The organism is Chromobacterium haemolyticum (genome assembly GCF_002081825.1).
Classification (GTDB): domain Bacteria; phylum Pseudomonadota; class Gammaproteobacteria; order Burkholderiales; family Chromobacteriaceae; genus Chromobacterium; species Chromobacterium fluminis.
This window is the reverse complement of sequence record NZ_MUKU01000025.1, coordinates 37,964-57,203: the sequence shown is the minus strand read 5'-3', so window position 1 is coordinate 57,203 and position 19,240 is coordinate 37,964. Positions and strand designations below refer to the sequence as shown.

18 protein-coding genes are annotated in these 19,240 nt (G+C 65.7%); 15 read left to right on the top strand and 3 right to left on the bottom strand.

Going from position 1 to position 19,240, the window contains the following annotated elements:
• Positions 1–2: 2 nt before the first annotated feature.
• The 8 genes from B0T39_RS17160 to B0T39_RS17125 are packed head-to-tail and all read left to right on the top strand — an operon-like array spanning position 3 to position 10,946.
• A complete protein-coding gene (locus B0T39_RS17160) occupies positions 3–1,412 on the top strand; it encodes a hypothetical protein (RefSeq protein ID WP_081548715.1) in 1,410 nt (469 codons plus the stop codon).
• 18 nt (positions 1,413–1,430) lie between these two features.
• On the top strand, positions 1,431–3,200 hold the full coding sequence (locus B0T39_RS17155; protein WP_081548713.1) for a class I adenylate-forming enzyme family protein: 1,770 nt from the start codon (positions 1,431–1,433) through the stop codon (positions 3,198–3,200).
• Positions 3,161–4,405, top strand: a complete 1,245-nt coding sequence (locus tag B0T39_RS17150; RefSeq protein WP_081548711.1) for a hypothetical protein — start codon at positions 3,161–3,163, stop codon at positions 4,403–4,405. The genes B0T39_RS17155 and B0T39_RS17150 overlap by 40 nt, the downstream gene beginning before the upstream one ends.
• A gap of 30 nt (positions 4,406–4,435) precedes the next feature.
• On the top strand, positions 4,436–5,176 hold the full coding sequence (locus tag B0T39_RS17145; RefSeq protein WP_081548709.1) for an ABC transporter ATP-binding protein: 741 nt from the start codon (positions 4,436–4,438) through the stop codon (positions 5,174–5,176).
• An 8-nt stretch (positions 5,177–5,184) separates the two neighbouring features.
• Positions 5,185–7,167: an outer membrane lipoprotein-sorting protein gene (locus B0T39_RS17140; RefSeq protein ID WP_141111274.1), complete on the top strand. Its 1,983-nt coding sequence runs from the start codon at positions 5,185–5,187 to the stop codon at positions 7,165–7,167.
• Between the two features lie 13 nt (positions 7,168–7,180).
• Positions 7,181–8,500: an ABC transporter permease gene (locus B0T39_RS17135; protein WP_081548705.1), complete on the top strand. Its 1,320-nt coding sequence runs from the start codon at positions 7,181–7,183 to the stop codon at positions 8,498–8,500.
• A 37-nt stretch (positions 8,501–8,537) separates the two neighbouring features.
• Positions 8,538–9,350 (top strand): class I fructose-bisphosphate aldolase, encoded by an 813-nt coding sequence (locus B0T39_RS17130; protein WP_081548703.1) that lies wholly within the window; start codon positions 8,538–8,540, stop codon positions 9,348–9,350.
• A 51-nt stretch (positions 9,351–9,401) separates the two neighbouring features.
• The gene (locus B0T39_RS17125; protein WP_081548701.1) at positions 9,402–10,946 is read left to right on the top strand and encodes a class I adenylate-forming enzyme family protein; all 1,545 of its coding nucleotides are present in this window, start codon (positions 9,402–9,404) and stop codon (positions 10,944–10,946) included.
• Between the two features lies 1 nt (position 10,947).
• Here B0T39_RS17125 and B0T39_RS17120 read toward each other — a convergent pair whose 3' ends face one another.
• The gene (locus tag B0T39_RS17120; protein ID WP_081548699.1) at positions 10,948–11,676 is read right to left on the bottom strand and encodes an autoinducer binding domain-containing protein; all 729 of its coding nucleotides are present in this window, start codon (positions 11,674–11,676) and stop codon (positions 10,948–10,950) included.
• A 398-nt stretch (positions 11,677–12,074) separates the two neighbouring features.
• On the opposite strand from B0T39_RS17120, the gene B0T39_RS17115 reads away from it, so the two are divergent.
• The 5 genes from B0T39_RS17115 (at position 12,075) to B0T39_RS17095 (ending at position 16,219) form a co-directional block, all read left to right on the top strand.
• Positions 12,075–12,779, top strand: a complete 705-nt coding sequence (locus B0T39_RS17115; protein WP_081548697.1) for a TenA family transcriptional regulator — start codon at positions 12,075–12,077, stop codon at positions 12,777–12,779.
• Between the two features lie 88 nt (positions 12,780–12,867).
• Positions 12,868–13,677 (top strand): aldolase, encoded by an 810-nt coding sequence (locus B0T39_RS17110; protein WP_081548695.1) that lies wholly within the window; start codon positions 12,868–12,870, stop codon positions 13,675–13,677.
• Positions 13,678–13,799: 122 nt separating this feature from the next.
• On the top strand, positions 13,800–14,417 hold the full coding sequence (locus B0T39_RS17105) for a hypothetical protein (RefSeq protein WP_081548693.1): 618 nt from the start codon (positions 13,800–13,802) through the stop codon (positions 14,415–14,417).
• Positions 14,414–15,487: an alpha/beta hydrolase gene (locus B0T39_RS17100; protein ID WP_081548691.1), complete on the top strand. Its 1,074-nt coding sequence runs from the start codon at positions 14,414–14,416 to the stop codon at positions 15,485–15,487. Before B0T39_RS17105 ends, B0T39_RS17100 begins: the two co-directional genes overlap by 4 nt.
• Positions 15,488–15,592: 105 nt before the next feature.
• Positions 15,593–16,219: a tetratricopeptide repeat protein gene (locus B0T39_RS17095; RefSeq protein ID WP_081548735.1), complete on the top strand. Its 627-nt coding sequence runs from the start codon at positions 15,593–15,595 to the stop codon at positions 16,217–16,219.
• Positions 16,220–16,234: 15 nt separating this feature from the next.
• Here B0T39_RS17095 and B0T39_RS17090 read toward each other — a convergent pair whose 3' ends face one another.
• Positions 16,235–16,654, bottom strand: a complete 420-nt coding sequence (locus B0T39_RS17090) for a hypothetical protein (RefSeq protein ID WP_043589344.1) — start codon at positions 16,652–16,654, stop codon at positions 16,235–16,237.
• Positions 16,655–16,857: 203 nt separating this feature from the next.
• On the opposite strand from B0T39_RS17090, the gene B0T39_RS17085 reads away from it, so the two are divergent.
• Positions 16,858–17,433 (top strand): YqiA/YcfP family alpha/beta fold hydrolase, encoded by a 576-nt coding sequence (locus tag B0T39_RS17085; protein WP_081548689.1) that lies wholly within the window; start codon positions 16,858–16,860, stop codon positions 17,431–17,433.
• An 86-nt stretch (positions 17,434–17,519) separates the two neighbouring features.
• A complete protein-coding gene (locus B0T39_RS17080; protein WP_081548687.1) occupies positions 17,520–18,494 on the top strand; it encodes a quinone oxidoreductase family protein in 975 nt (324 codons plus the stop codon).
• Between the two features lie 32 nt (positions 18,495–18,526).
• Here B0T39_RS17080 and B0T39_RS17075 read toward each other — a convergent pair whose 3' ends face one another.
• Positions 18,527–19,240, bottom strand: coding sequence for a helix-turn-helix transcriptional regulator (locus tag B0T39_RS17075; protein ID WP_081548685.1), 714 nt, complete (start codon positions 19,238–19,240; stop codon positions 18,527–18,529).

Genomic DNA, 19,240 nt, shown 5'->3' with positions numbered 1-19,240 from the left:
CCGTGATCTCTCAGACCGCCACGCTGTCCGTTCGCTCAAACGTCACGGAGGTCCGGCCACTCGATGCCCTGTCGGAAGCATTCGTCCACCTGGGCGAACTGGCCAACGTCAACACCAACCAGATCATCATCGTCGATGGCCGTCTGGATGTCGCCATGCTGGAGCAAAGTGCGCGCTTGGCGCTGGCCGGCGTGCCGCTGTTGCGCGCCCGGCCACTGCCGGGCCGCCCCGGTCTCCAGTCCGACGCTTTCAGCGGCGTGCGCAGTCTGGTGCGCCATCGCGAACACGCTGGTGTCTGCGATTTCGGCGATACCGAGTTTCGCCGTCTGTTGATGGACTTCAGCCACGTCAACCGGTTGGACTGGCGCGAGCGTGCTCCGGTGCAGCTATTGCTGATCACCGCCGTCGACGACGCCACCAGTTGCGTCTATCTGTGCACCCATCACGGGGTGGCGGACGCGCGCAGCGACAGCTTGCTGTTCCGCCTGATCATCGACCATTACGCCTATCTGAGCGGCGCGGCGGCCGCGCCGCCGCCGTCGGAGCCGCTGCCTTTCGACACCCTGGCGGAAATCCGACCGGACTGGTATCGGCCGCTGACGCGGACCCTGCGCTGGCTGCGCGGTTTCCGCAGCGTGGCGACCGATCTGGTGCAGCGCGACATCGGCCTGCGCGTGCCGCTGAATGGCTCGCGCTGGGAAGGGCGTTCCGCTCATCCGCGCATCGGCGAACTGGATTTTTTCCACAGCGTGCTGCCGGAAACCCTGGCCGAGCGCTTGATCCGCGTGGCGCGCGCCACCGGCGTCACCGTCAACACCCTGCTGTGCGCGGGGCTGGCGCGGCACCTGGAGCGGGCCAGCGAACGCGGCGGCGGCATGTTGCGCATCACGTGCGCGGTCAGCCTGCGCCGGCTGATAGACCCGCGCTACGACCGCAGCTTCCGCAACTACCTGGTGCCGAGCAAGATTCGTGTCCGCTTGGGACTGGGCGCGCGTGGGCTGATCCGCTCCGTGCACCAGGCCATAGGCGCCGCGCGCAGCGACCGACAGCTGAGCACAGAGCTGGGCCGGCTGGAGTCCCTGCTGCTGGCCTTGCGCCGCCGGCCGCTGCATGGCGTCGCACGCGCGCTGATTGACGGCTGCCAGGGCACTAACGCCTGCTATTCCAATCCGGGCCGCATCGAGGAGGACTTCTCCAGCTTCGGTTCGGAGCGGCACCGAACCCGGCAATTCATTGGCTTCGGCTGCCTGGTGCCGCCGTACGACTTCATTCTTTACACCCCCTCCGTCAATGGCCGGATGCAGCTGGACGTGGTTTATCGCCGCGCCGCCTTCAGCGCCGTCCGCCAGCAGTTCATCGGCCCCTTGCTGAGCGAGCTGCAGCGCTTGCTGGACGAACTAGAGACCCCCTGACCCAGGACGGACGCCGCCATGAGCTATTTATTCGCCGCCCTCGCGCTCACCGCGCTCGGCTATTTGATCTTCGCCTTTATCCACCTGGGCTTTCCGGGCCGGCTGGCACTGCTGGCGCGCTGGGACGATCGCATCGACACCGTGCTGGAGGCCGCCACGCGCCGCCACGGCGCGCGCGAGCTGATCGAACTGGCTCAGCCGCTGAGCTGGCATGAGCGCCGTGTCTGGAACGCAGGCCAGCTGTTGGAGGTCGTCAACGCGCTGGCCGCCTGCTGGCATAGCCTGGGCGTGGCGCCGGGTGATCGGGTGGCCATCTACAAGGCCAACGATTTCGATTACTTTCTGTTCTCCGCCGCCGCCATCCGCTTGGGTGCGATTGCGGTGCCAATGAACGCTAATGTGGCGCCGGACGTCGCTGGCCGCTATTTCGAGCGCGTCAGCGCCAGCCTGCTGCTGAGCGATGGCGTCAGCTGGGCGCGGTTGCGGCCGTTCGCGCCGGACTGCCTGCGCCAGACGGTGCTGGCGGACAGCCCGGCCTTGCTGGCCGGCGAGCGCACCCATGGACTGACGGCGCTGCTGCGCCAGGACCTGTGCGCGGCGCCGCTGCTGGAGCGCGGCCCGGCCGATCCGCTCTACATTGTCCACACCTCCGGCACCACTGGCGTGCCCAAGGGGGTGATTCTCAAGAGCGAGGGCGTGGCCCAATCGCTGCGCTCTATCGTGCTGTTCAACCTGGTGTCGCCGCGCGATCTGGCCAGCTTCGCGCTGCCGCTCAATCATCAAGTGTCTCAGCTCTACCTGCACGGCTCGCTGCTGATGGGGGTGCGCTGCATCATCAACGGCGATTTGAGCGCGCCGAGCCTGTTGAGCCAGCTGGAACAGCGCCGGCCGACGGTGTTCTTCGGCTTCCCCATCACCTATACCCGGTTGCTGGCGGCCGGCGCTGCGGCGCGGCCGCTGGACAGCGTGCGGGTTTGGGGCACCACCGCCGACGCCAGCCACGAAGTGCAGCAGCGCGCCTTCCTGCCCAAGGGCTCCTTCTTCCGGCGGCTGGGCCTGCCGGTCAGCGGCTCGCTGTTCATCGATGGCCTGGGCTCCAGCGAGGTGGGTATTGCCGCCTTGCTGCGCATCGCCACGCCGTGGACCCGGCGCTTCGACCGCCGCGTTGGCCGCAAGACCCCGCTTGGACCGCTGATCAAGGTAGCGGACAGCCAGGGCCGCCCGGTGGTCAAGGGTCGCCCCGGCCTGCTGATGATCAAGGGCAAGAGCATGTTCGGCGGTTACTGGAACGCGCATGACGTGCTGTACGCGGCTTCCCGCGATGGCTGGTGGTTCACCGGCGACGTGGTGCGCGAGGCCGCCGACGGCGAAATGGTCCATCTGGACCGCGAGGTGGATGTGATCCACAGCTCGGGCGGGGCGGTGTACACCCTACCGCTGGAAGAAGTGCTGCTCAAGCGCGACGGGGTGCTGGACGTTTCGGTATTCGGCGTGCGGCCGGAGTCGGGCGCGCCGGAGCGGCCGGCGGCGGTGGTGGCCCTGTGTGAGGGCGCCGCGCCGGTGGCGGCGGACGTCCTGCTGTGGGAACTGAACCGCCAGCTGGAGCCGGGGCAGCAACTGGCCCATCTGTGGATCCTGCCCTGGGAGGACTTCCCCATCGGCGCCACCGGCAAAACCCTGAAACGCCGTCTGCGCGAGCGCTACAACGCGCAATTGCAGGCTTCCGCCACCGCCACCGCGAGTCTTGCATGCGCAGCCGTTCCCGTTACCGAATTGCGGCCGTCCTGAGCGGCGCGCTGCTGACGTTGAGCGCCGGCGCGAGCCAGGCCGACGACGCCGCCGAGGTGGTCGGTGGCCTGCGGCTCGAGCATGGCGCGCTGTTGCAGTTGATCCACGAGAGCGGCCGGCTGTATCCGGCGCTGGGTGGCGGCATCAGCCGGCGCAGCGGCGCTGAGCTGAGGCTGGATCTGCGCCTGAAATGCGAGGGTGGCGCCTGCGACGGCAGCCGCGTGGTGTTGAAGCCGCGTTTCTGGCTGGGAGAGGAGGCCAAGCCGGATGCGTTGCCGTCGCAGCAGCCTGAACCGCTGATGGAGGGCTACGCCATCGTGCCGGTCGGCCGCGGCGAGGTCGGCGTTGGCAAGCGGCTGATGGGTTGGGGTCCGTCGATGCTGTACAGCCCCACCAATCGGCTGTTTCCGGACAACGGCGCGGTGACGCCGCGGCGTGAAATCGCCGGCAAGCCGATGGCTTTCGCCAGTTTGCCCTTATCCGAGCGCGGCCGGCTTAACCTGCTGGCGGCCAATCCCAATCTGGACCCGGTGCCGGGTGTTCGCGCCAGCGACGGCCTGTTCATGCTGGTGCGTGGCGAATGGAACTGGACTGATCAGCCGGCGGCCACCGCGGGCGCGGTGCTCGCTGGCGGTGGCGGCTTCCAGCCGTATTTCGGCGGCTATGCGCAATACGGTCTGGACGACGCCTGGACTCTGAGCGGTGAGTTCGCCGCCTCGCGCGGTTACGCGCGCCGCGACATGGCCGGGCCGTGGCTGGCCCAGGACGACGAGCGCTGGCGCTGGGACGGCACGCTGGGACTGCGCTACGGCCTGGCCTCCGGCGCCGAGATCGGCCTGGAGCTGATATACAACGGCTACGCGATGACGCCGGAGGAGTGGGCCAATCCGCTGCGCGCCGCCGCGCCGTCCAGCGGCAGCAAGCCCTCGCATAACCGGCCGCTGCACCCGTTCGCGCAGCAGCGTTACGCACTGCTGCAAACCACCTGGCCCAAGCTGTTCGGCGATCGACGCTGGGGGCTGACCGCGCGTTGGCAACAGGGGCTGGACCGGCCCAGTTCCGATGCCTTCGTCGAACTGTCCTTCAGCCCCGGTGACGCTGCCACCGTTTACCTCGGTGTGTCGCGCAGCCGCGTGACGGACGATTTGAAGCAGACCAGGGCGTTGCCGCACAACGCCTACCTGGCGCTGGAAATCCATTTCTAAACCTGATCAAGACCTTATCGGAGGATTGCCGTGTACCTAGTTGAATTTGCATCGGTCACCAAGCGCTACCAGCTTGGCGATGTCGAGGTGGTGGCGCTCGATGGCGTCGACTTCCACGTCCAGCCTGGCGATTTTGTCGCCATCACCGGCCCCAGCGGCAGCGGCAAGACCACCATGCTCAATCTGATCGGCTGCCTGGACTCGCCCTCGGACGGGGAGGTGAGGGTGATGGGCAAGGCGGTCAACGCCCTGAGCGAGCCGGCACTGGACCAGTTGCGCAGCCGCACCTTCGGCATGATTTTCCAGAACTTCAATCTGATCCCGGTGCTGACCGCGGAGGAGAACGTGGCCCTGCCGCTGCATCTGCATGCGTTGTCGCGGCAGGAAATGCGCCAGCGCGTCGCCGAGGCGCTGCGCGCCGTGGGCCTGGAGCGCTTTGCCGGCTTCCGCCCGGACCAGCTCTCCGGCGGTCAGCGCCAGCGGGTGGCGGTGGCGCGCGCGCTGGTGACGCGTCCGCAGCTGATCCTGGCGGACGAACCCACCGCCAGCCTGGACACCGTCAACGCCATCGCGCTGGTGGAACTGATGAAGCAGTTGAACGCCGAGCAGGGTGTGACCTTCGTGTTCTCCACCCATGACGACCGGCTGCTGCAGCACGTCCGCCGCATCGTGGAGCTGCGCGACGGCAAGCTGTCCGTCACCCGCGAGCCGCAAGTGGCCGCGTCGCGCGACGGCCTTGTTCCACAAACCGACCGTTACGAGGTGATGTGATGTGGGGAATGGCATTTCGTAATTTGTACCGCGACCGGCGCCGTACGCTGGCCACGGTGGTGGCGGTGGGCGTCGGCCTGCTGGCTGTGCTGCTGTTTCTCGGCTACATCCGCTTTGTCGAAGGCTCGCTGGCCTCCGTGGTCATTTATCGCGAAGCTAACGCGCATGTGCAGATCTACCGCAAGGACGGACCGGAGCAACTGGCCGCGACGCCGGCACAGTATTCGCTGGACCGCGCCGAGCAGCGGATGCTGCATAAGCAGGCGCAGGAACTGGCGCACTTCCGCCGCGTGTCCGACCAATTGGTCGGCGTCGGCATGGTCAACGCCGGCGGCGAGAACGCGGTTTTCCTTGGCCGCGGCATCGATCCGGCCTTCGAGGCCGCGTTGCAGGCGGAAAGCCCGCTGGTCGCGCCGCCATCGGCGCTGGGCCGCGATGGCCTGTTGCTGACCCGCCAGTTGCAGGACTTGCTGGGCGCGCCGGCCAAGGGCGGCGATTTGCAGCTGTTCGGCGCCTCTTATTCCAACCGCCTCAACGCGGTGGAGGCGCCGTTGAGTGGCGAGTTCTCCACCGGCATCGAGGCGATCGAGGACAAGGGTCTGAAAGCGCCGCTGGGCCTGTTGCAATCGCTGTACGACACCGACGCGGTGTCGCGCGTGGTGGTGCAGCTGGACGACCGCGGCAATACCGCCGGCTACCGCGACGCGCTGGCGGCGCGGCTGGAGAGTCTGGCGCCGGGCCGCTACGAGGTGACCACCTGGAATCACCCGCAGATCGGCCAGCTTTACGTCAGTTTCATGGGCTTCTTCAACATGGTGTTCGCCTTCACCGGCACCGTGGTGTTCGTGATCGCCCTTACCACCATCCAGCACACGGTGGCCATGAACGTGGCTGACCGCACTCGCGAAATTGGCATGCTGCGAGCCATGGGCTTCAGCCGCGGCAAGATAGCCGGCCTGTTCGTGAGGGAAAGCGTGCTGACCACACTGATAGCCGCCTGCGCGGCCCTGGGACTCGCCTATATGACCATTTACGGAATCTTTTCCGCCAATCTGCAAACCCAATTGCCGCGTATTGCCGAGCCGGTGAAGCTGGCGTTGGATCTGCCGCTGGGCTGGGCGCTCGCCGCAAGCGCCGTGGCGGCGCTGGGCATCGCGCTGGGCGCGGCAGTCACCGCGCGCAAGCGCATTGGCGGCGAAGTGCGGGCCAAGGGCAAATCGGTGCCGCTGACTCGGCTGCTCGCCACTACCTCCTGCCTGATGCTGGCCACCTTGCTCACCGTCAGTCTGGCCCACGCCGAAGACGCGCCCAACGAAGCGACCATGCGCGACTGGCTGCGTAAGGCCGACCTCGCTCGTGGCGGCTGGGGCGCCTACAAGTGGTCGCTGAGCATTCACACCGAAGACCCGGCCGGCGCCACTACCACCACCTACGACATCGCAGTGCGCGATGGCAAGGCGCTGGCGCGCACGGTGGAGCCGAAGCGCTACCAGGGCGAGAAGATCCTGATCGCCTCGCGGGCGATGTGGTACGCCAAGCCCGGCCTGCGCAAGCCCGTCAGCATCAGCCCGCAGCAGCGGCTGGTGGGAGAGGCCGCCAACGGTGATATCGCCGCCACCCAGTACGCCCGCGACTACACCCCGGCCTATGTCGGCAGCGCCCAGGTCAACGGCGTGGACTGCCACAAGCTCAAGCTCGTCGCCGCCACGCCGGGCGCCACCTACGAGAGCATCGTCTACTACCTGGACAAGCGCAGTCTGATTGGCGTGAAGGCGGATTTTCTGACCGCCGGCGGCGTGGTGTTCAAGAGCGCTTCCTTCGAGTACGGCAACAAGGTCAAGGTCAACGGCCGCGAGCAGCCCTTCGTGTCCAGCATGAAGATCGTCAACGCCAACTTCCCGGACCGCTACAGCCGCCTGCAATACGGCCAGGTGGCGCCCAGCAATCCGCCGGACAGCCTGTTCGCGCTGGATACGCTGATGACCATGTGAGAGAGGCTGCGAGATGAACGCCAAATTGTTATTGAGCATGTCGCTGCGCAATGTGCGGCGGCAGGGCCGTAAATCCGTCGGCACCCTGGTGGTGATGGCGGTGTCCATCCTGGCGCTGTGCCTGTTGGCCGGCTATATGCAGTCCAATGTGGAACTGATCCAGAACGCCTTCATGCGCTGGGGCGCGCGCGGCCACCTGGTGATTGAGCGGCCGGCCTCGCAGCTGGCGCGCGAAGTGGAAGGCGCCGGCCAGAACCCGATCGGCGCCGCGATGCAAGCCGGCATCGACAAAGTGTTGGCCGCCGATCCGGAGGTGGCCGCCCGTGCCCGTATCCTGCGCGTTTCCGGCATAGTGTCCAATGCCCGCGTCAGTACCATCTTCGCCGGCATCGGTCAGGATGTGCAGGAAGTGCGCCGCATCAAGGGCCCGGCCTATGAGTATGACGTGGTGGCGGGCACGCCGCTGTGGCAGGAAACCCGCGCCCATCCGCTGGTGTTGGGCCAGGGGCTGGCCGCGATTCTGGGTTGCGAGGTGCCCAAGGTCGGCTTCGCCCCGGCGCAGCCGGGCCAGACCCCGGCCTCGCGGCCGATGCGTTGCCCGCCCGGGCCGCTGGAACTGACGGTGTCCACTCGCGGCACCGCACGCATCAACGCTACCCAGGCGTTGCCGACCGGCATCATGGATTGGGGCATCAAGGAAATCAACGACCGCCTAGTGGTGATGCCGATGGCCGAAACCCAGGCTCTGCTCAATACCCGCGAAATCAGCGAGTACCACGTGCTGCTGGCAGACGGTGCGGATCTGGACGCCGCGCGCGAACGGTTGTCTGCCAAGCTCAAGGCCGCTGGTCTCGACGTCACCGTTTTCCGCTGGTCCGACCGCGCGGCTTTCTATCAGCAGGTCAAGGCGGTGCTGGGTGGTTTCCTCAACTTCATCGCCATCGTCGCCGGCATCGTCGGCTTCACCAGCCTGCTCAACGCCAGTTACATGAACTTCGCCCAACGCGCGCGCGAATTCGCCACCCTGCGCAGCCTGGGCTTCACCCGCCGCTTCGTGATGACGCTCACCGCCCTGGAGAACAGCTGCCTGGCCGCGGCCGCGGCGCTGGCCGGCATCGCCTGCGCACTGGGCGTCACCTGGGCGGTGCGCGCGGCCAAGATCATGTGGACTCCGCCCGGCTCCAGCAACGCGGTGCCGGTGGAAGTGGCCTGGGTAGTGCCGGTTTACGCCCTGACCCTAGCGGGCGTGGTCATCCTGGCCGCGCTGGCCAGCGCGATTCCCACCCGCAAGATCCTGCGCCGGCCGATCCGTTCGGTGCTGAGCGAAGGCTGATCCCCCGTTGGACACACACAGCAACAAGGAGGCTTGAATGACTGAAATGGCACGTAAACGTCGCTGGTCCCGCTTTGTAGACCGGCAATCCGGCAAGGCCCTGATCGTTCCCATCGATCATGGCCTGACCATGGGTCCGTTGGATGGCTTGAATCGGGTGGAGGAGGTGCTGCGCTGGCTGGACCCGGAGATGGTGACGGGCATCGTCGCCCACAAGGGCTTCGCTCAGCGGTTGGGTGGTGCGCCCGGCTGCGGCCTGATGATCCACCTTAACGGCTCGCTCAATATCGGTGCCACCCCGGACCTCAAGCAGATGGTCACCAGCGTGGAAGCCGCGGTGCGCCTGGGTGCGGACGCGGTGTCGATCCAAACCAATTTCTGTGCCGACACCGCTGGCTACAACCTGCAATTGATCGGCCAGGTGGTGGACCAGGCCCACGCCTACGGCCTGCCGGTGCTGAATATGGTCTACGACAAGGGGCCACTGGCGGGTAAGACCCTCAACCATTTGCGCCATTTCATGCGGGCGGCAGTGGAGTTAGGTGTGGACGCGCTGAAAGTGGCGGCGCCGGAAGACCTGAACGCTATCCCGGAATTGGTGGATGGCATTCAAGAGCATACCCCGGTGTTGTTCGCCGGTGGCGCGCTGGCCGATGAACTGGCCTTGCTGGAGCTGGCCTCGGCGGTAGTTCGCCACGGCACCAGCGGCATCTGCGTTGGCCGTAATGTGTTCCAGCGCCCCAATCCGCTGTCGACGATGACCCGGCTACGCGACTTGTTCCGCTGCGGCGTGCCGGCGCTGGACTACCGCCGCCTGGCGCAGCCGGAAGTCGAGGCGCTAGAAAGCTGAGCGCGCGCGGCCAACGGCGGCCGGCATTTTCAAATTTGCGAGGTTCAAGACATGTCTATTGATTCCAGCCCCGGTTGCGTCGACTTGATGGTGGACCGTCATGTGCGCGCCGGGCGCGGCGATTGCGTCGCCCTGATCGAACGTGGCGCGGAAGGGCGCCGCGTCCTCAGTTATCGCCAATTGCAGGCTTTGAGCCTGACGGCGGCGCGAGAGTTGGACTTCCTGCTCGCCGGCCGCCGCCAGGGCCAGCGCGTGGCGCTGGTGGGGTCGGCGACTCTGGAAACGGTGATCTACTGGCTGGCGGCCATGCGTTCGCAGCGGCTTGCCTTCATGGTGCACCCGGACCTTCCGGCCGAACATTACGAAGGGCTGTGGCAAAGTTACGACCCGGACCTGATCCTGGCGGATCGCACCGCGCGTCAGCCACGTGCCGAGGCGATGACCGACCTGGCGACGCTGACGGCGCGCAAGAGCGCGCCGTCAGCGTCGCACTCGGTCGGGGACATCGAAGCCTGCTTCGACTTGAGCCCGGCGCTGGTGCTCGCCACCTCCGGTTCCACTGGGCGGCCCAAATTGTGCGCACATGCCCACCGCTCGTTCTGGGAGTTCGAGCGCACCGTGACTCGGCCGATGTGGGGACTGTGCGCCGAGGACAGGGTGCTGGCCAGCACCGGGCCCTTCTTCTCCTTCGGCCTGCAGGGACTGCATGCGCCACTCAGCGTCGGCGGCTGCGCGGTGCTGCTGCCGGAGTGGAGGCGTCACGGGGATTTTCTCGACGCCATCGAGGCTGAATCCGTTACCGCTTTCCTGGCGGTGCCGACCCTGTACCACCTGCTGATGGCGCGGGCGGAGCGTGCTTACGACTTCAGCGCGTTGCGACTGTCCTTCTCCGCCGGCGAACGCCTGCCGTCGGCGATCCGCCAGCGCTGGGAGGCCTGGACCGGTTCGCGGATGCTGGACTCTATCGGCACCACCGAAACCTTCGCGCCCTATCTGTCCGAAACCGTAAACGGCGGAGCCGGCCTGCGCTGTGTCGAAGGCTTCCGTTACCTGGAAACGCCGCATGCCAGAGGCGCCGACGAGCCGTCCGATGCCTTCACCTTGGACCTGTCCGGCGGCTGCCTGATGCTGGGCTATTTGCGGCCTGGCGAAGCCGGCACCATCGAAGCGGCGTCGGCAAGCTTCCCCACCCGCGATTTGTTCGTGCGGACCGACGAGGGCCTGAGTTTTGTCTCGCGAGACAGCGAACGCATCAAGGTGGCCGGCTACTGGGTCAGTCCACAGGAGCTGGAAGCCTTCCTGCTGGACGATAAGCGGGTGCTGAAGGCGGCGGCGCTGCCGGTGCTTACCGCCGAAGGGCTGACCCGGCTGCGCGCTTACGTGGTCGCCACCGCCAGCGGCTACGCCGGCGCGGCCTTGGTGGAGGATTTGATGAAACGCGCCCAGAGCGAGCTGAGGCCCAAGGCGCTGCGGCCGGACCGCATCGAGCTGGTGGCAGACATCGCCACCACGCCCAGCGGCAAGCTCAAGCGTCAGGAGTTGCAAGGCCTGGTCAGTCATCCGTCGGCCACCGCCGGTGCGGTCCTGGCCGGGTGAATCAGGCAGGGATCAGCCCTAGGGTCAAGGCTCTGGCCACCGCCTGGCGCCGGTTTGACACCTTCAACTTGTTGATGATGTTGCGGATATGAAAATTCACCGTCGACTCAGAGCAGCGCAGGATGCGCGAGGTTTCCCAGGAGGTTTTGCCGGCGGCGGCCCAGCGCAGGCATTCTTGCTCGCGCTGCGTCAGACTGACCGCTGCGGCCTGACCGGCCTCCTCGATGCGGCAAACGGCTTCATAAGCGTAGGAGCACAGCAAATGCACCGTCGGCGTCAGCGTTTGCAGCCATTGGTCGGTGCGCGCGTCGGCGCGGGCGTCGCAGGCCACGGTCATCATCATCGGCTGACTGCGGCCGACGCCGCGCAAAGAGGCGGCCACGCCGGCGGAAACGCCGTAGGAGGACGCTTCTTCGAACAGGTGCTGGGCGGACTCGTCCTCAAAGCGGCCGCGGTGCCAGATCAGCGGCACCGCCGACTGCCGGCAATGACGCACAACCGGATCACGGCCCATCCATTCCAGCCGCGCGTAACGCTCCATCCAGGCCTCCGGATAGTTGGTTTCCACCCGGAGCGAGGGTGTGCCGCCGCTCATGGACTCAATGCCGATCAGGAAGAAGTCCAAACCGATATTGGAAACCAGCTGTTGGCAGTGCTGTTTGACCTGCTCGATCGTCGCCGCCGACAGCAGATCGGGCAAAGCGCGGATGACATGCTCTTGCGGATGCATCTGACCCTCTTTGACTTTCAACTGGGGCTCTAGGAGCAAAAGGGCAATTAAGCGCACGGTTTGTCTTGCCGGGAAAAGTCTGACAGCCGCATCAAAAAATAACAAATGAAAATTATGTCAAGTTGAATATTTATGTCAAATGATTTGTATTTAGTATTAATTTATTTGTTTTGTCAATGTAATGACTTTTTATAAAAAAAGACAAATGGCAGATATTTGCCGGTTTTGCTGACAATTGCCGATATTTGGCTTCTTTAATGGCGCGGTAACGCGCCAAGCCCGGCATCTGGCCCGCGCCGAGTGGCTCTCCGTAGCCGACCGCAAGGCTGTGCCATTGCCGCAACGCATTAACCGCCGGTCCGACAGGGCCTTCTCAATCTTGGTGTTGGAGCAAACTCATGGACATGCAAATGGCGCTCTTGGAATCGACCAAAGAGCAATTGATCGAACGCATTCGTTCTCATTCCTTCCTGACGCGCTGTCGCGCCGGGGAAGTCTCGCTCGACGAGTTGAAGATCTTCCTGGTGCAGCAAGGTTTGTACAGCGCCTACTTCACGCGCTACCTGTGCGCGATGATGGCCAATCTGCCCAGTAACGAGGAAGTGCTGGAGCTGGCGGAAAACCTGTTTGAGGAACTGGGACTGGCGCCGAACAGCCCGCGCCCGCATCATCTGATCTACCGCGAAATGCTGGAGCATTACTCGGTGTCGCTGGACGGGGCTCAGCCGCTGGCCGGCACGCGCCGGCTGATCGACAGCATGTTCCAGCATTGCCGTAACCTGAACCCGGCAGCGGGTCTGGGGGCCTTGTGTCTGGGCGCTGAGGGGCTGGTGCCGCCGATGTACGGCGACATCATCCTCGGCTTCGAGGCGCTGGGCGCGGCGCGGCGCGACATCGAGTTCTTCCACATTCATGTGGAGTGTGACGACGGCCACGCCGAAACCATACGCGACATCATGTTGGACATCGCCAGTTCCGCGCCGGAGCAGATCGACCTGATGTTGAACGCCGGTCACCGTCTGGTGGACGCGCGCCTGGAGTTCTTCAGTTCCATCGAGGCCGCGCTTTGGGAGGCGCCGCACTCCCAGCCCGCCACCGCATGAGGGCGGTCCTCCCGTGCGGGGAGGCGTTCCGCGTCCTTCGGGCCGGCCTCGCGCGGAGCGGCCGGCTCTTTTCAAGAAAGGAGACGCCATGACCGACACCATGGCAATGGACAAGCAAAGCCTGATCGAACGGGCGAAGACGCAGATGCAACAGCATCTGGGCACGCCGGACTGGTCACTGCGCGAAAAAGTGGCCCTGACCTGTCGCATCCTGTTCGCGCAGGGCCACGATTCCGGCCTGGCCGGACAGATCACCGCACGAGCGGAGCGACCAGGCGAATACTACACTCAGCGCCTGGGCCTGGGTTTTGACGAAACAGCCGTCGGCAACCTGCTGCGGGTCAACGCTGACCTGGAGGTGCTGGAGGGCGACGGCATGGCCAATCCGGCCAATCGCTTTCATAGCTGGATCTACCGGGCACGGCCGGACGTGCGCTGCATCATCCATACCCACCCGATCCACGTTTCGGCGCTATCCATGCTGGGGCGCCCGTTGACGATCGCTCACATGGACGCCTGTATGTTGTACGAGGACGTGGCCTTCCTGCCGCAGTGGCCCGGCGTGCCGGTGGGCAATAGCGAGGGTGAGATCATTAGTGGCGTGCTTGGGGACAAGCGCGCGGCGCTGCTGGCTCACCATGGTTTGGTGGTGGCCTGCCGTTCGGTGGAAGAAGCCTGCATGATGGCGATCCAGTGCGAACGCGCAGCTCGGCTGCAACTGCTGGCGGAAGCGGCAGGAGAAATCCGTGAAGTGGAGCCGGTGCTGGCGCGGGAAGCGCATGACTGGATCTTGCAGGACAAGCGCTCCCAGGCCGGCTTCGCCTACTACGCGCGCCGCGCGCTGCGCACGGTGGAGGCTGGGGCCGGGCATCCGCTGGCGACATCGGGCACGGTATGAGCATTGACGCCATCCTGCTTTCAGTCAGTACCGGAAGCGTGATTCCAGGCTTTAAGCTGCGTGACTGGTCGGCGCTGCGACCACGCCGGTCGGCTCACGTCTTTCGCCGAAAAAGGGATTGTATGTTGCACAAGTTACACCGCTTGTCCGCCTGTCTGATCAGCCTTTACATCCTATTCCACCTGCTCAATCATCTGACCGCTTTGGCCGGCATCCAGGCCCATATCGACTATATGCGGGCCTATCGCCTGCTGTACCGCTTCCCGCCGGCGGAAACCTTGTTGCTGGCCTGTGTGTTGTTCCAGGTGGGCTCCGGCCTGTATTTCGTGTGGGCGCGGCGCGGCAGTCGGCAGGGGTTTTTCGATCATGCCCAAGCCTGGTCCGGCCTGTACCTCGCTTTCTTCCTTCTGTTCCACCTTAGCGCGGTGCTGTACGGCCGCTGGGAACAAGGCGTGGACACCAATTTCTATTTCGCCGCCGCCGGCCTGCACCTGGGCAATTATTTCCTGTTCTTCATGCCTTATTACTTCTTGTCTATCGTTGCCTACTTCACCCATATCGGCTGTGCGCTGGGCTGGTTGCTGCAACCGCGGTTGGGACCGCGCGGTGGCGATCGGCTGGCCTGCGGGATGATGGTGGCCGGCGCGTTGCTGTCCGGCGTCGTCATCGCCACCTTCAGCGGTGCCTGGTATCCGGTGGTCATTCCGGCCGCCTATCAATTCACCGGCTTAGTGCGATGAGGGCACCGACGCTGGCGCAAAGACTCGAGCGGGCACTGGCGCGCCGCGCGCTACGGCTGCCCGCGCCCTTGCTCAAAGTGCTGGCTGGTGCGCCGCGCCGCGTCGACGGGGTGACGCTGAACCCTCAGCTGCAACTGGTGTTGCGGCTGCGGCGTCTGGGCCGCAAGCAGGGTTGGCATCGTCTCGGCGTGGCCGCCGCGCGGCGGGAGCTGGATTGGGAGGGCAGCCTGCTGGCTCAGCAGACGCCGCAGCGCGTGTTGGTAGAGGATGCGATGCTGCCTGGGGCCGCCGGCATGATCCGCGTGCGCCGCTACCGACCCGCCGGGCTGGCATTGCCGGCGCCGACGCTGGTGTTCTATCACGGTGGCGGCTTCGTGGTCGGCTCAATCGAGTCGCACGATCTGCCTTGCCGCGCTCTGGCCGTCGACGCGCGCTGCCAGGTGATTTCGGTGGATTACCGGCTAGCGCCAGAACATCCCTTTCCCGCCGGAGTGACGGATGCCATCCACGCTTTCCGCGCGCTGGCAGCGGATTGCGCCGCCTGGGGCATGGACCCGAAGCGGCTGGCGGTGGGCGGCGACAGCGCCGGCGGCAATCTTGCCGCCGTGGTCGCGCTTGTCACGCGCGAGGACACCACGCGGCCGCGTCTGCAATTGTTGTGGTATCCGGTGGTGGACAATAGTGCCGGTTTTCCCTCTATCCAGCTTTTTGGCGACGGTTTCTACCTAGAGCGGGCCACCATGGACTGGTGTGTGCGCCACTATACCGATGGTGGCCAGTTACGCCATCCGCGGGTATCGCCGCTGTTCGACGAGCTGGACGGCGCGCCGCCGGCCTATATTCAAACCGCCGGTTTCGATCCGCTGCGCGACGAGGGCGAGGCCTACGCCGCCAAGCTGGCGGCCGCCGGTGTGTCGGTTCGCTGCGAGCGGCAAGCGGGGCTGATCCATGGCTTCTTCAATATGGCCGGCGGCATCGACGAAGCTGCCACAGCCTTCGCCGCCGCTGTGGCCGCGCTGCGTCGGGCCTGGTTAGTCGAGGTAGAGCGGGAGCCTGAGCCGGCGATATAAGCGGCGATGTGCGCCGACTTATTCTGCAAGAACCTGTTCAAGGCCTGCGCGTATTCCCGTTCGCGAGGCGGGGAGCAGCTTGGGCAGTGTCCAGCGGAGGCGAAAATGCGAAACGTAATATGGTGGATCGTGGGGTGCTGGGCAATGACGGCGGCGGCCGAGGTGCCGGGCTGGGCCAGTTATCAGCATGGGGACTACGCCGCCGCGCGAAGGCAGTTCGAGCAGGCGGCCCAGGCGGGCGACCGGGTGGCTGCTTTCGATCTGGCGATGATGCATTGGAGAGGAGAGGGCGGCGCGCCTGACCGGATGCAGGGAGAGCGCTGGTTGCGTCGCGCAGCCGACGCGGGTCTGCCGCAGGCGCAGCACGCTTTGGGAGTGTTGTACGAAAACGGCCAGCAGGTGGCCAAGTCGCAGGCCGAGGCGACGCGTTGGTTCCGGTTGGCCGCGGATCAAGGCTATCTGCCGGCAGAGTTGGATCTGGGCACTCAGTACTTCCTCGGTCGCGGCGCGGCCAAGGATTACCGGCTGGCGGCGTATTGGTACGAGAAGGCCGCCCGGCAGGGCGACGTGGGCGCGCAGTATCTGATCGCCAGCATGTACGAGCATGGCGACGGGGTGGAGCGGGACTTGCCGGCGGCGATCCGCTGGTACGCCAAGGCGGCCGCGCAGGGCGATGTCGGCGCCAGGCTCAAGGCCTTGGACCTGGCCAAGCGGGCCAAGCCGCCGGCATGACGGCTTGAAACCTGCTCAGGCGCGGGCCGGGCCGCGGCGCATCGCCGCCAGGCACTGGCAGGCGGCCTGCCAATCCTGAACGCCGCGCAGGCCGCGCACGATGATGCCGGCCAGAGTGTCGTTGCAGGCATCCGGGCCGAACTGCATCAGCATTTCATGCAAGGCGAAATGCAGGGAGGCATTGTGCTGAAGCAGCAAGCCCACCTGTTCATGGACGAAGCCGTCCACCGTGGCCTGGCCGTCGCGGTCCACGTGAACATGGTGGCGCGGACAGAAGCCGGAGCGGATCAGCGCCTGGTCCGCGCGCACGTCGTCGAGAAAAGCCTGCGCGCTGTGGTGCAGAAAGCCGCACGCCATGATCAGGCTGGCTACGGAGTAGGGTTTGGTGGTGGTGGCGTCGGCGACGAGGGCGTTGTCCGGCAAGGTGGCAAGCATTTATGTTCTCCTGTTATCTTTGTAAACCGCGCTAATTGGCATAAATCGTCGGTTTTAATATTTTTTCCGCGCTTTTGTATCATTCATGCGAATGGATTGGCAAGCCCGTCGAAAGGACGGTTGCCAGCCGCGGCTGCCAGGGTTTTTCTTGGGACGATGGCCATTTAGAATGAACGCTTTATTGACTGTTTGTTCCCATCCGCATGCACATTGTTTACCTGCACGGCTTCAATTCCGGTCCTCAATCGCTGAAGGCGAACGAAACCGCCGCTTATCTGCAACAGAACGCTTTCGATGCGACGCTGCACAGCCCGCAGCTGTCGCCGCATCCGGCCGAGGCGATCGAGCAGGCGTCCGCCCTGGTGGCGTCCTTGCCGGCCGACACCTTGCTGATCGGCAGTTCGCTCGGCGGTTATTACGCTACCTTTTTGGCCGAGCGCCATCAACGCCCGGCGGTGCTGATCAATCCGGCGGTGCGGCCTTACGACGATTTGGCGCGCTTCATCGGCGAGCAGACGAATCCTTACACCGGCGTGGTCTACACCTTGAGCGATGCTGATATGCACGCCTTGCTGGCGCAGCGCGTGCCGCAGCCGTCTGCGCGCCGTTACTGGCTGCTGTTGGGCAGTTGCGACGAGGTGCTGGATTGGCGCGAAGCAGCAGCGCTGTATCTGGATTGCCGCCAGACAGTGTTCAACGGCGACGACCACAGACTTGAAGCCTGGCCGCGCATCCTGCCGGAAGTGTTGGCTTGGGGACGAGGGCAATTATTGGTCTGATGTAGAAACAGTCTGTTCTGCGACAGCGGCTTGCCCGGGACGGCGGCGCTGCCGCACACTGGATTTTTTGAGCCTAGGAGGCCGCCATGACTCAAGCTGTCGTTTTCTCCCACACCGGCGGGCCGGAAGTGCTTGGTCTGCAAAGTCAGGAACTGGCCGCTCCGGGACCGGGCCAGGCGCGGGTGCGTCATACCGCCATCGGCGTCAACTTCATCGATACCTATCAGCGCAGCGGTCTGTATCCGTTGCCGCTGCCGTCCGGCCTGGGCCAGGAGGCGGCCGGGGTAGTGGAAGCGTTGGGGCCGGGGGTGTCCGGTTTGGCGGTGGGAGACCGCGTCGCTTACGCCGGCGGCCCGCTGGGCGCTTATAGCACCGAGCGGCTGCTGCCGGCGACGGTGCTGGTGAAGATTCCCGACGGCATCAGCGACGAATCCGCCTCCTGCATGATGTTGCAGGGCATGACTGTGGAGTATCTGGTGCAGCGCACCTACCTGGTGAGGCCGGGCCAAACCGTCTTGTGGCACGCGGCCGCCGGGGGAGTGGGACAGATCGCGGTGCAATGGTTGACGGCGCTGGGCGCGACGGTGATAGGCACCGTTGGTTCCGACGCCAAGGCCGACATCGTGCGTGGTCTGGGCTGCCAGCATGTGATCAATTACAGCCGCGAAGACGTGGTGGCGCGAGTCAGCGAGATCACCGGCGGCCAGGGGGTGCCGGTGGTCTATGACTCGGTGGGCAAGGATACTTTCCAGATATCGCTGGCTTGCCTGAGTCCGCGCGGCATGTTGGTCAGCTTTGGCAATGCGTCCGGCGCGGTGCCGCCGTTCGCGCCTTTGGAGCTGACCAGTCGCGGTTCGCTGTTCTTTACCCGGCCCAAGCTGGCCGATTACATCGCCAGCCGCGCGGAGCTGGAGGCCTCGGCCCAGGCGTTGTTTGAACGAGTGGCGGACGGCAGGGTCAAGGTGGAGCCGTCGCACCGTTATCCCTTGGCGGAGGCGGCGCAGGCGCACCGCGATCTGGAAGGACGCAAGACCAGCGGCTCCATCATCCTGCTGCCTTGAACGGGCAGCGACGCCGGCCAGGCGTCAGGTTCTTATTCTTGGTGCCAGGGTTGGCGCTGGTGTCGCTCCAGCCAAGCCAACGCCCGGCCGTCGCTGTCGACATGGCCCAGATAGCCGGCCAGACTGACGCCGGGCGGGCAGCTTAGGTCCGTGTCGCGCCAGCTTTGCAGCCGGTCCACCCGGAAGCTGCGGTAGTCCAGTCGCAGGCCGCACCAGGCGGCCAGCAGCCAGCGGTCGCCCCAGAAAAACAGAGCCAGCGGCAGCAGCGCGCGTTGGCTATCGCGGCCGCTTTCGTCGCGGTAATCCACCCACAGCGCTTGACGGGAGACGATGGCGTCGCGCAGCGGCGCCAGCCGCTCGCGCGGGTAATTGCCCGCTGTGGGCGCGTACAGCGGCTCCGGCGGCAGGCCGGAGGAACCCAGCACCGCGTGGATGCGGCCCAGCGCCGATTGCGCCGCCGAGGCGGTGTCACGGTCCGCCCAGGCCGCCAGCATGCGCGCGCCCACTTCCAGCGCCGCCAGCTCGCGCGCGGAAAACGCCACCGCCGGCGGCGTGAAGCCGGCTTCCAGCCAATAGCCTTCGCCGGCCTCGCCGTTGAGCGGTGCGCCGCTGGCCATCAGATCCGCCATATCGCGGTAGACGGTGCGCGGCGTCACTTCCAGCCATTCGGCCAACTGCCGGGCGGTGGTGCGGCGGCGGCCGCGCAGCAGCAAGAGGATTTGAACCAGTCGGTCGGCTCGGCGCAT

Excerpts from the sequence above, each read along its gene's own strand:
- B0T39_RS17155 (WP_081548713.1), top strand. The coding sequence starts at position 1,431 with ATGAGCTATTTATTCGCCGCCCTCGCGCTCACCGCGCTCGGCTATTTG.
- B0T39_RS17150 (WP_081548711.1), top strand. The coding sequence starts at position 3,161 with ATGCGCAGCCGTTCCCGTTACCGAATTGCGGCCGTCCTGAGCGGCGCG.
- B0T39_RS17140 (WP_141111274.1), top strand. The coding sequence starts at position 5,185 with ATGGCATTTCGTAATTTGTACCGCGACCGGCGCCGTACGCTGGCCACG.
- B0T39_RS17135 (WP_081548705.1), top strand. The coding sequence starts at position 7,181 with ATGAACGCCAAATTGTTATTGAGCATGTCGCTGCGCAATGTGCGGCGG.
- B0T39_RS17130 (WP_081548703.1), top strand. The coding sequence starts at position 8,538 with ATGACTGAAATGGCACGTAAACGTCGCTGGTCCCGCTTTGTAGACCGG.
- B0T39_RS17125 (WP_081548701.1), top strand. The coding sequence starts at position 9,402 with ATGTCTATTGATTCCAGCCCCGGTTGCGTCGACTTGATGGTGGACCGT.
- B0T39_RS17120 (WP_081548699.1), bottom strand. The coding sequence starts at position 11,676 with ATGCATCCGCAAGAGCATGTCATCCGCGCTTTGCCCGATCTGCTGTCG.
- B0T39_RS17115 (WP_081548697.1), top strand. The coding sequence starts at position 12,075 with ATGGACATGCAAATGGCGCTCTTGGAATCGACCAAAGAGCAATTGATC.
- B0T39_RS17110 (WP_081548695.1), top strand. The coding sequence starts at position 12,868 with ATGACCGACACCATGGCAATGGACAAGCAAAGCCTGATCGAACGGGCG.
- B0T39_RS17105 (WP_081548693.1), top strand. The coding sequence starts at position 13,800 with ATGTTGCACAAGTTACACCGCTTGTCCGCCTGTCTGATCAGCCTTTAC.
- B0T39_RS17100 (WP_081548691.1), top strand. The coding sequence starts at position 14,414 with ATGAGGGCACCGACGCTGGCGCAAAGACTCGAGCGGGCACTGGCGCGC.
- B0T39_RS17095 (WP_081548735.1), top strand. The coding sequence starts at position 15,593 with ATGCGAAACGTAATATGGTGGATCGTGGGGTGCTGGGCAATGACGGCG.
- B0T39_RS17090 (WP_043589344.1), bottom strand. The coding sequence starts at position 16,654 with ATGCTTGCCACCTTGCCGGACAACGCCCTCGTCGCCGACGCCACCACC.
- B0T39_RS17085 (WP_081548689.1), top strand. The coding sequence starts at position 16,858 with ATGCACATTGTTTACCTGCACGGCTTCAATTCCGGTCCTCAATCGCTG.
- B0T39_RS17080 (WP_081548687.1), top strand. The coding sequence starts at position 17,520 with ATGACTCAAGCTGTCGTTTTCTCCCACACCGGCGGGCCGGAAGTGCTT.
- B0T39_RS17075 (WP_081548685.1), bottom strand. The coding sequence starts at position 19,240 with ATGCGCCGAGCCGACCGACTGGTTCAAATCCTCTTGCTGCTGCGCGGC.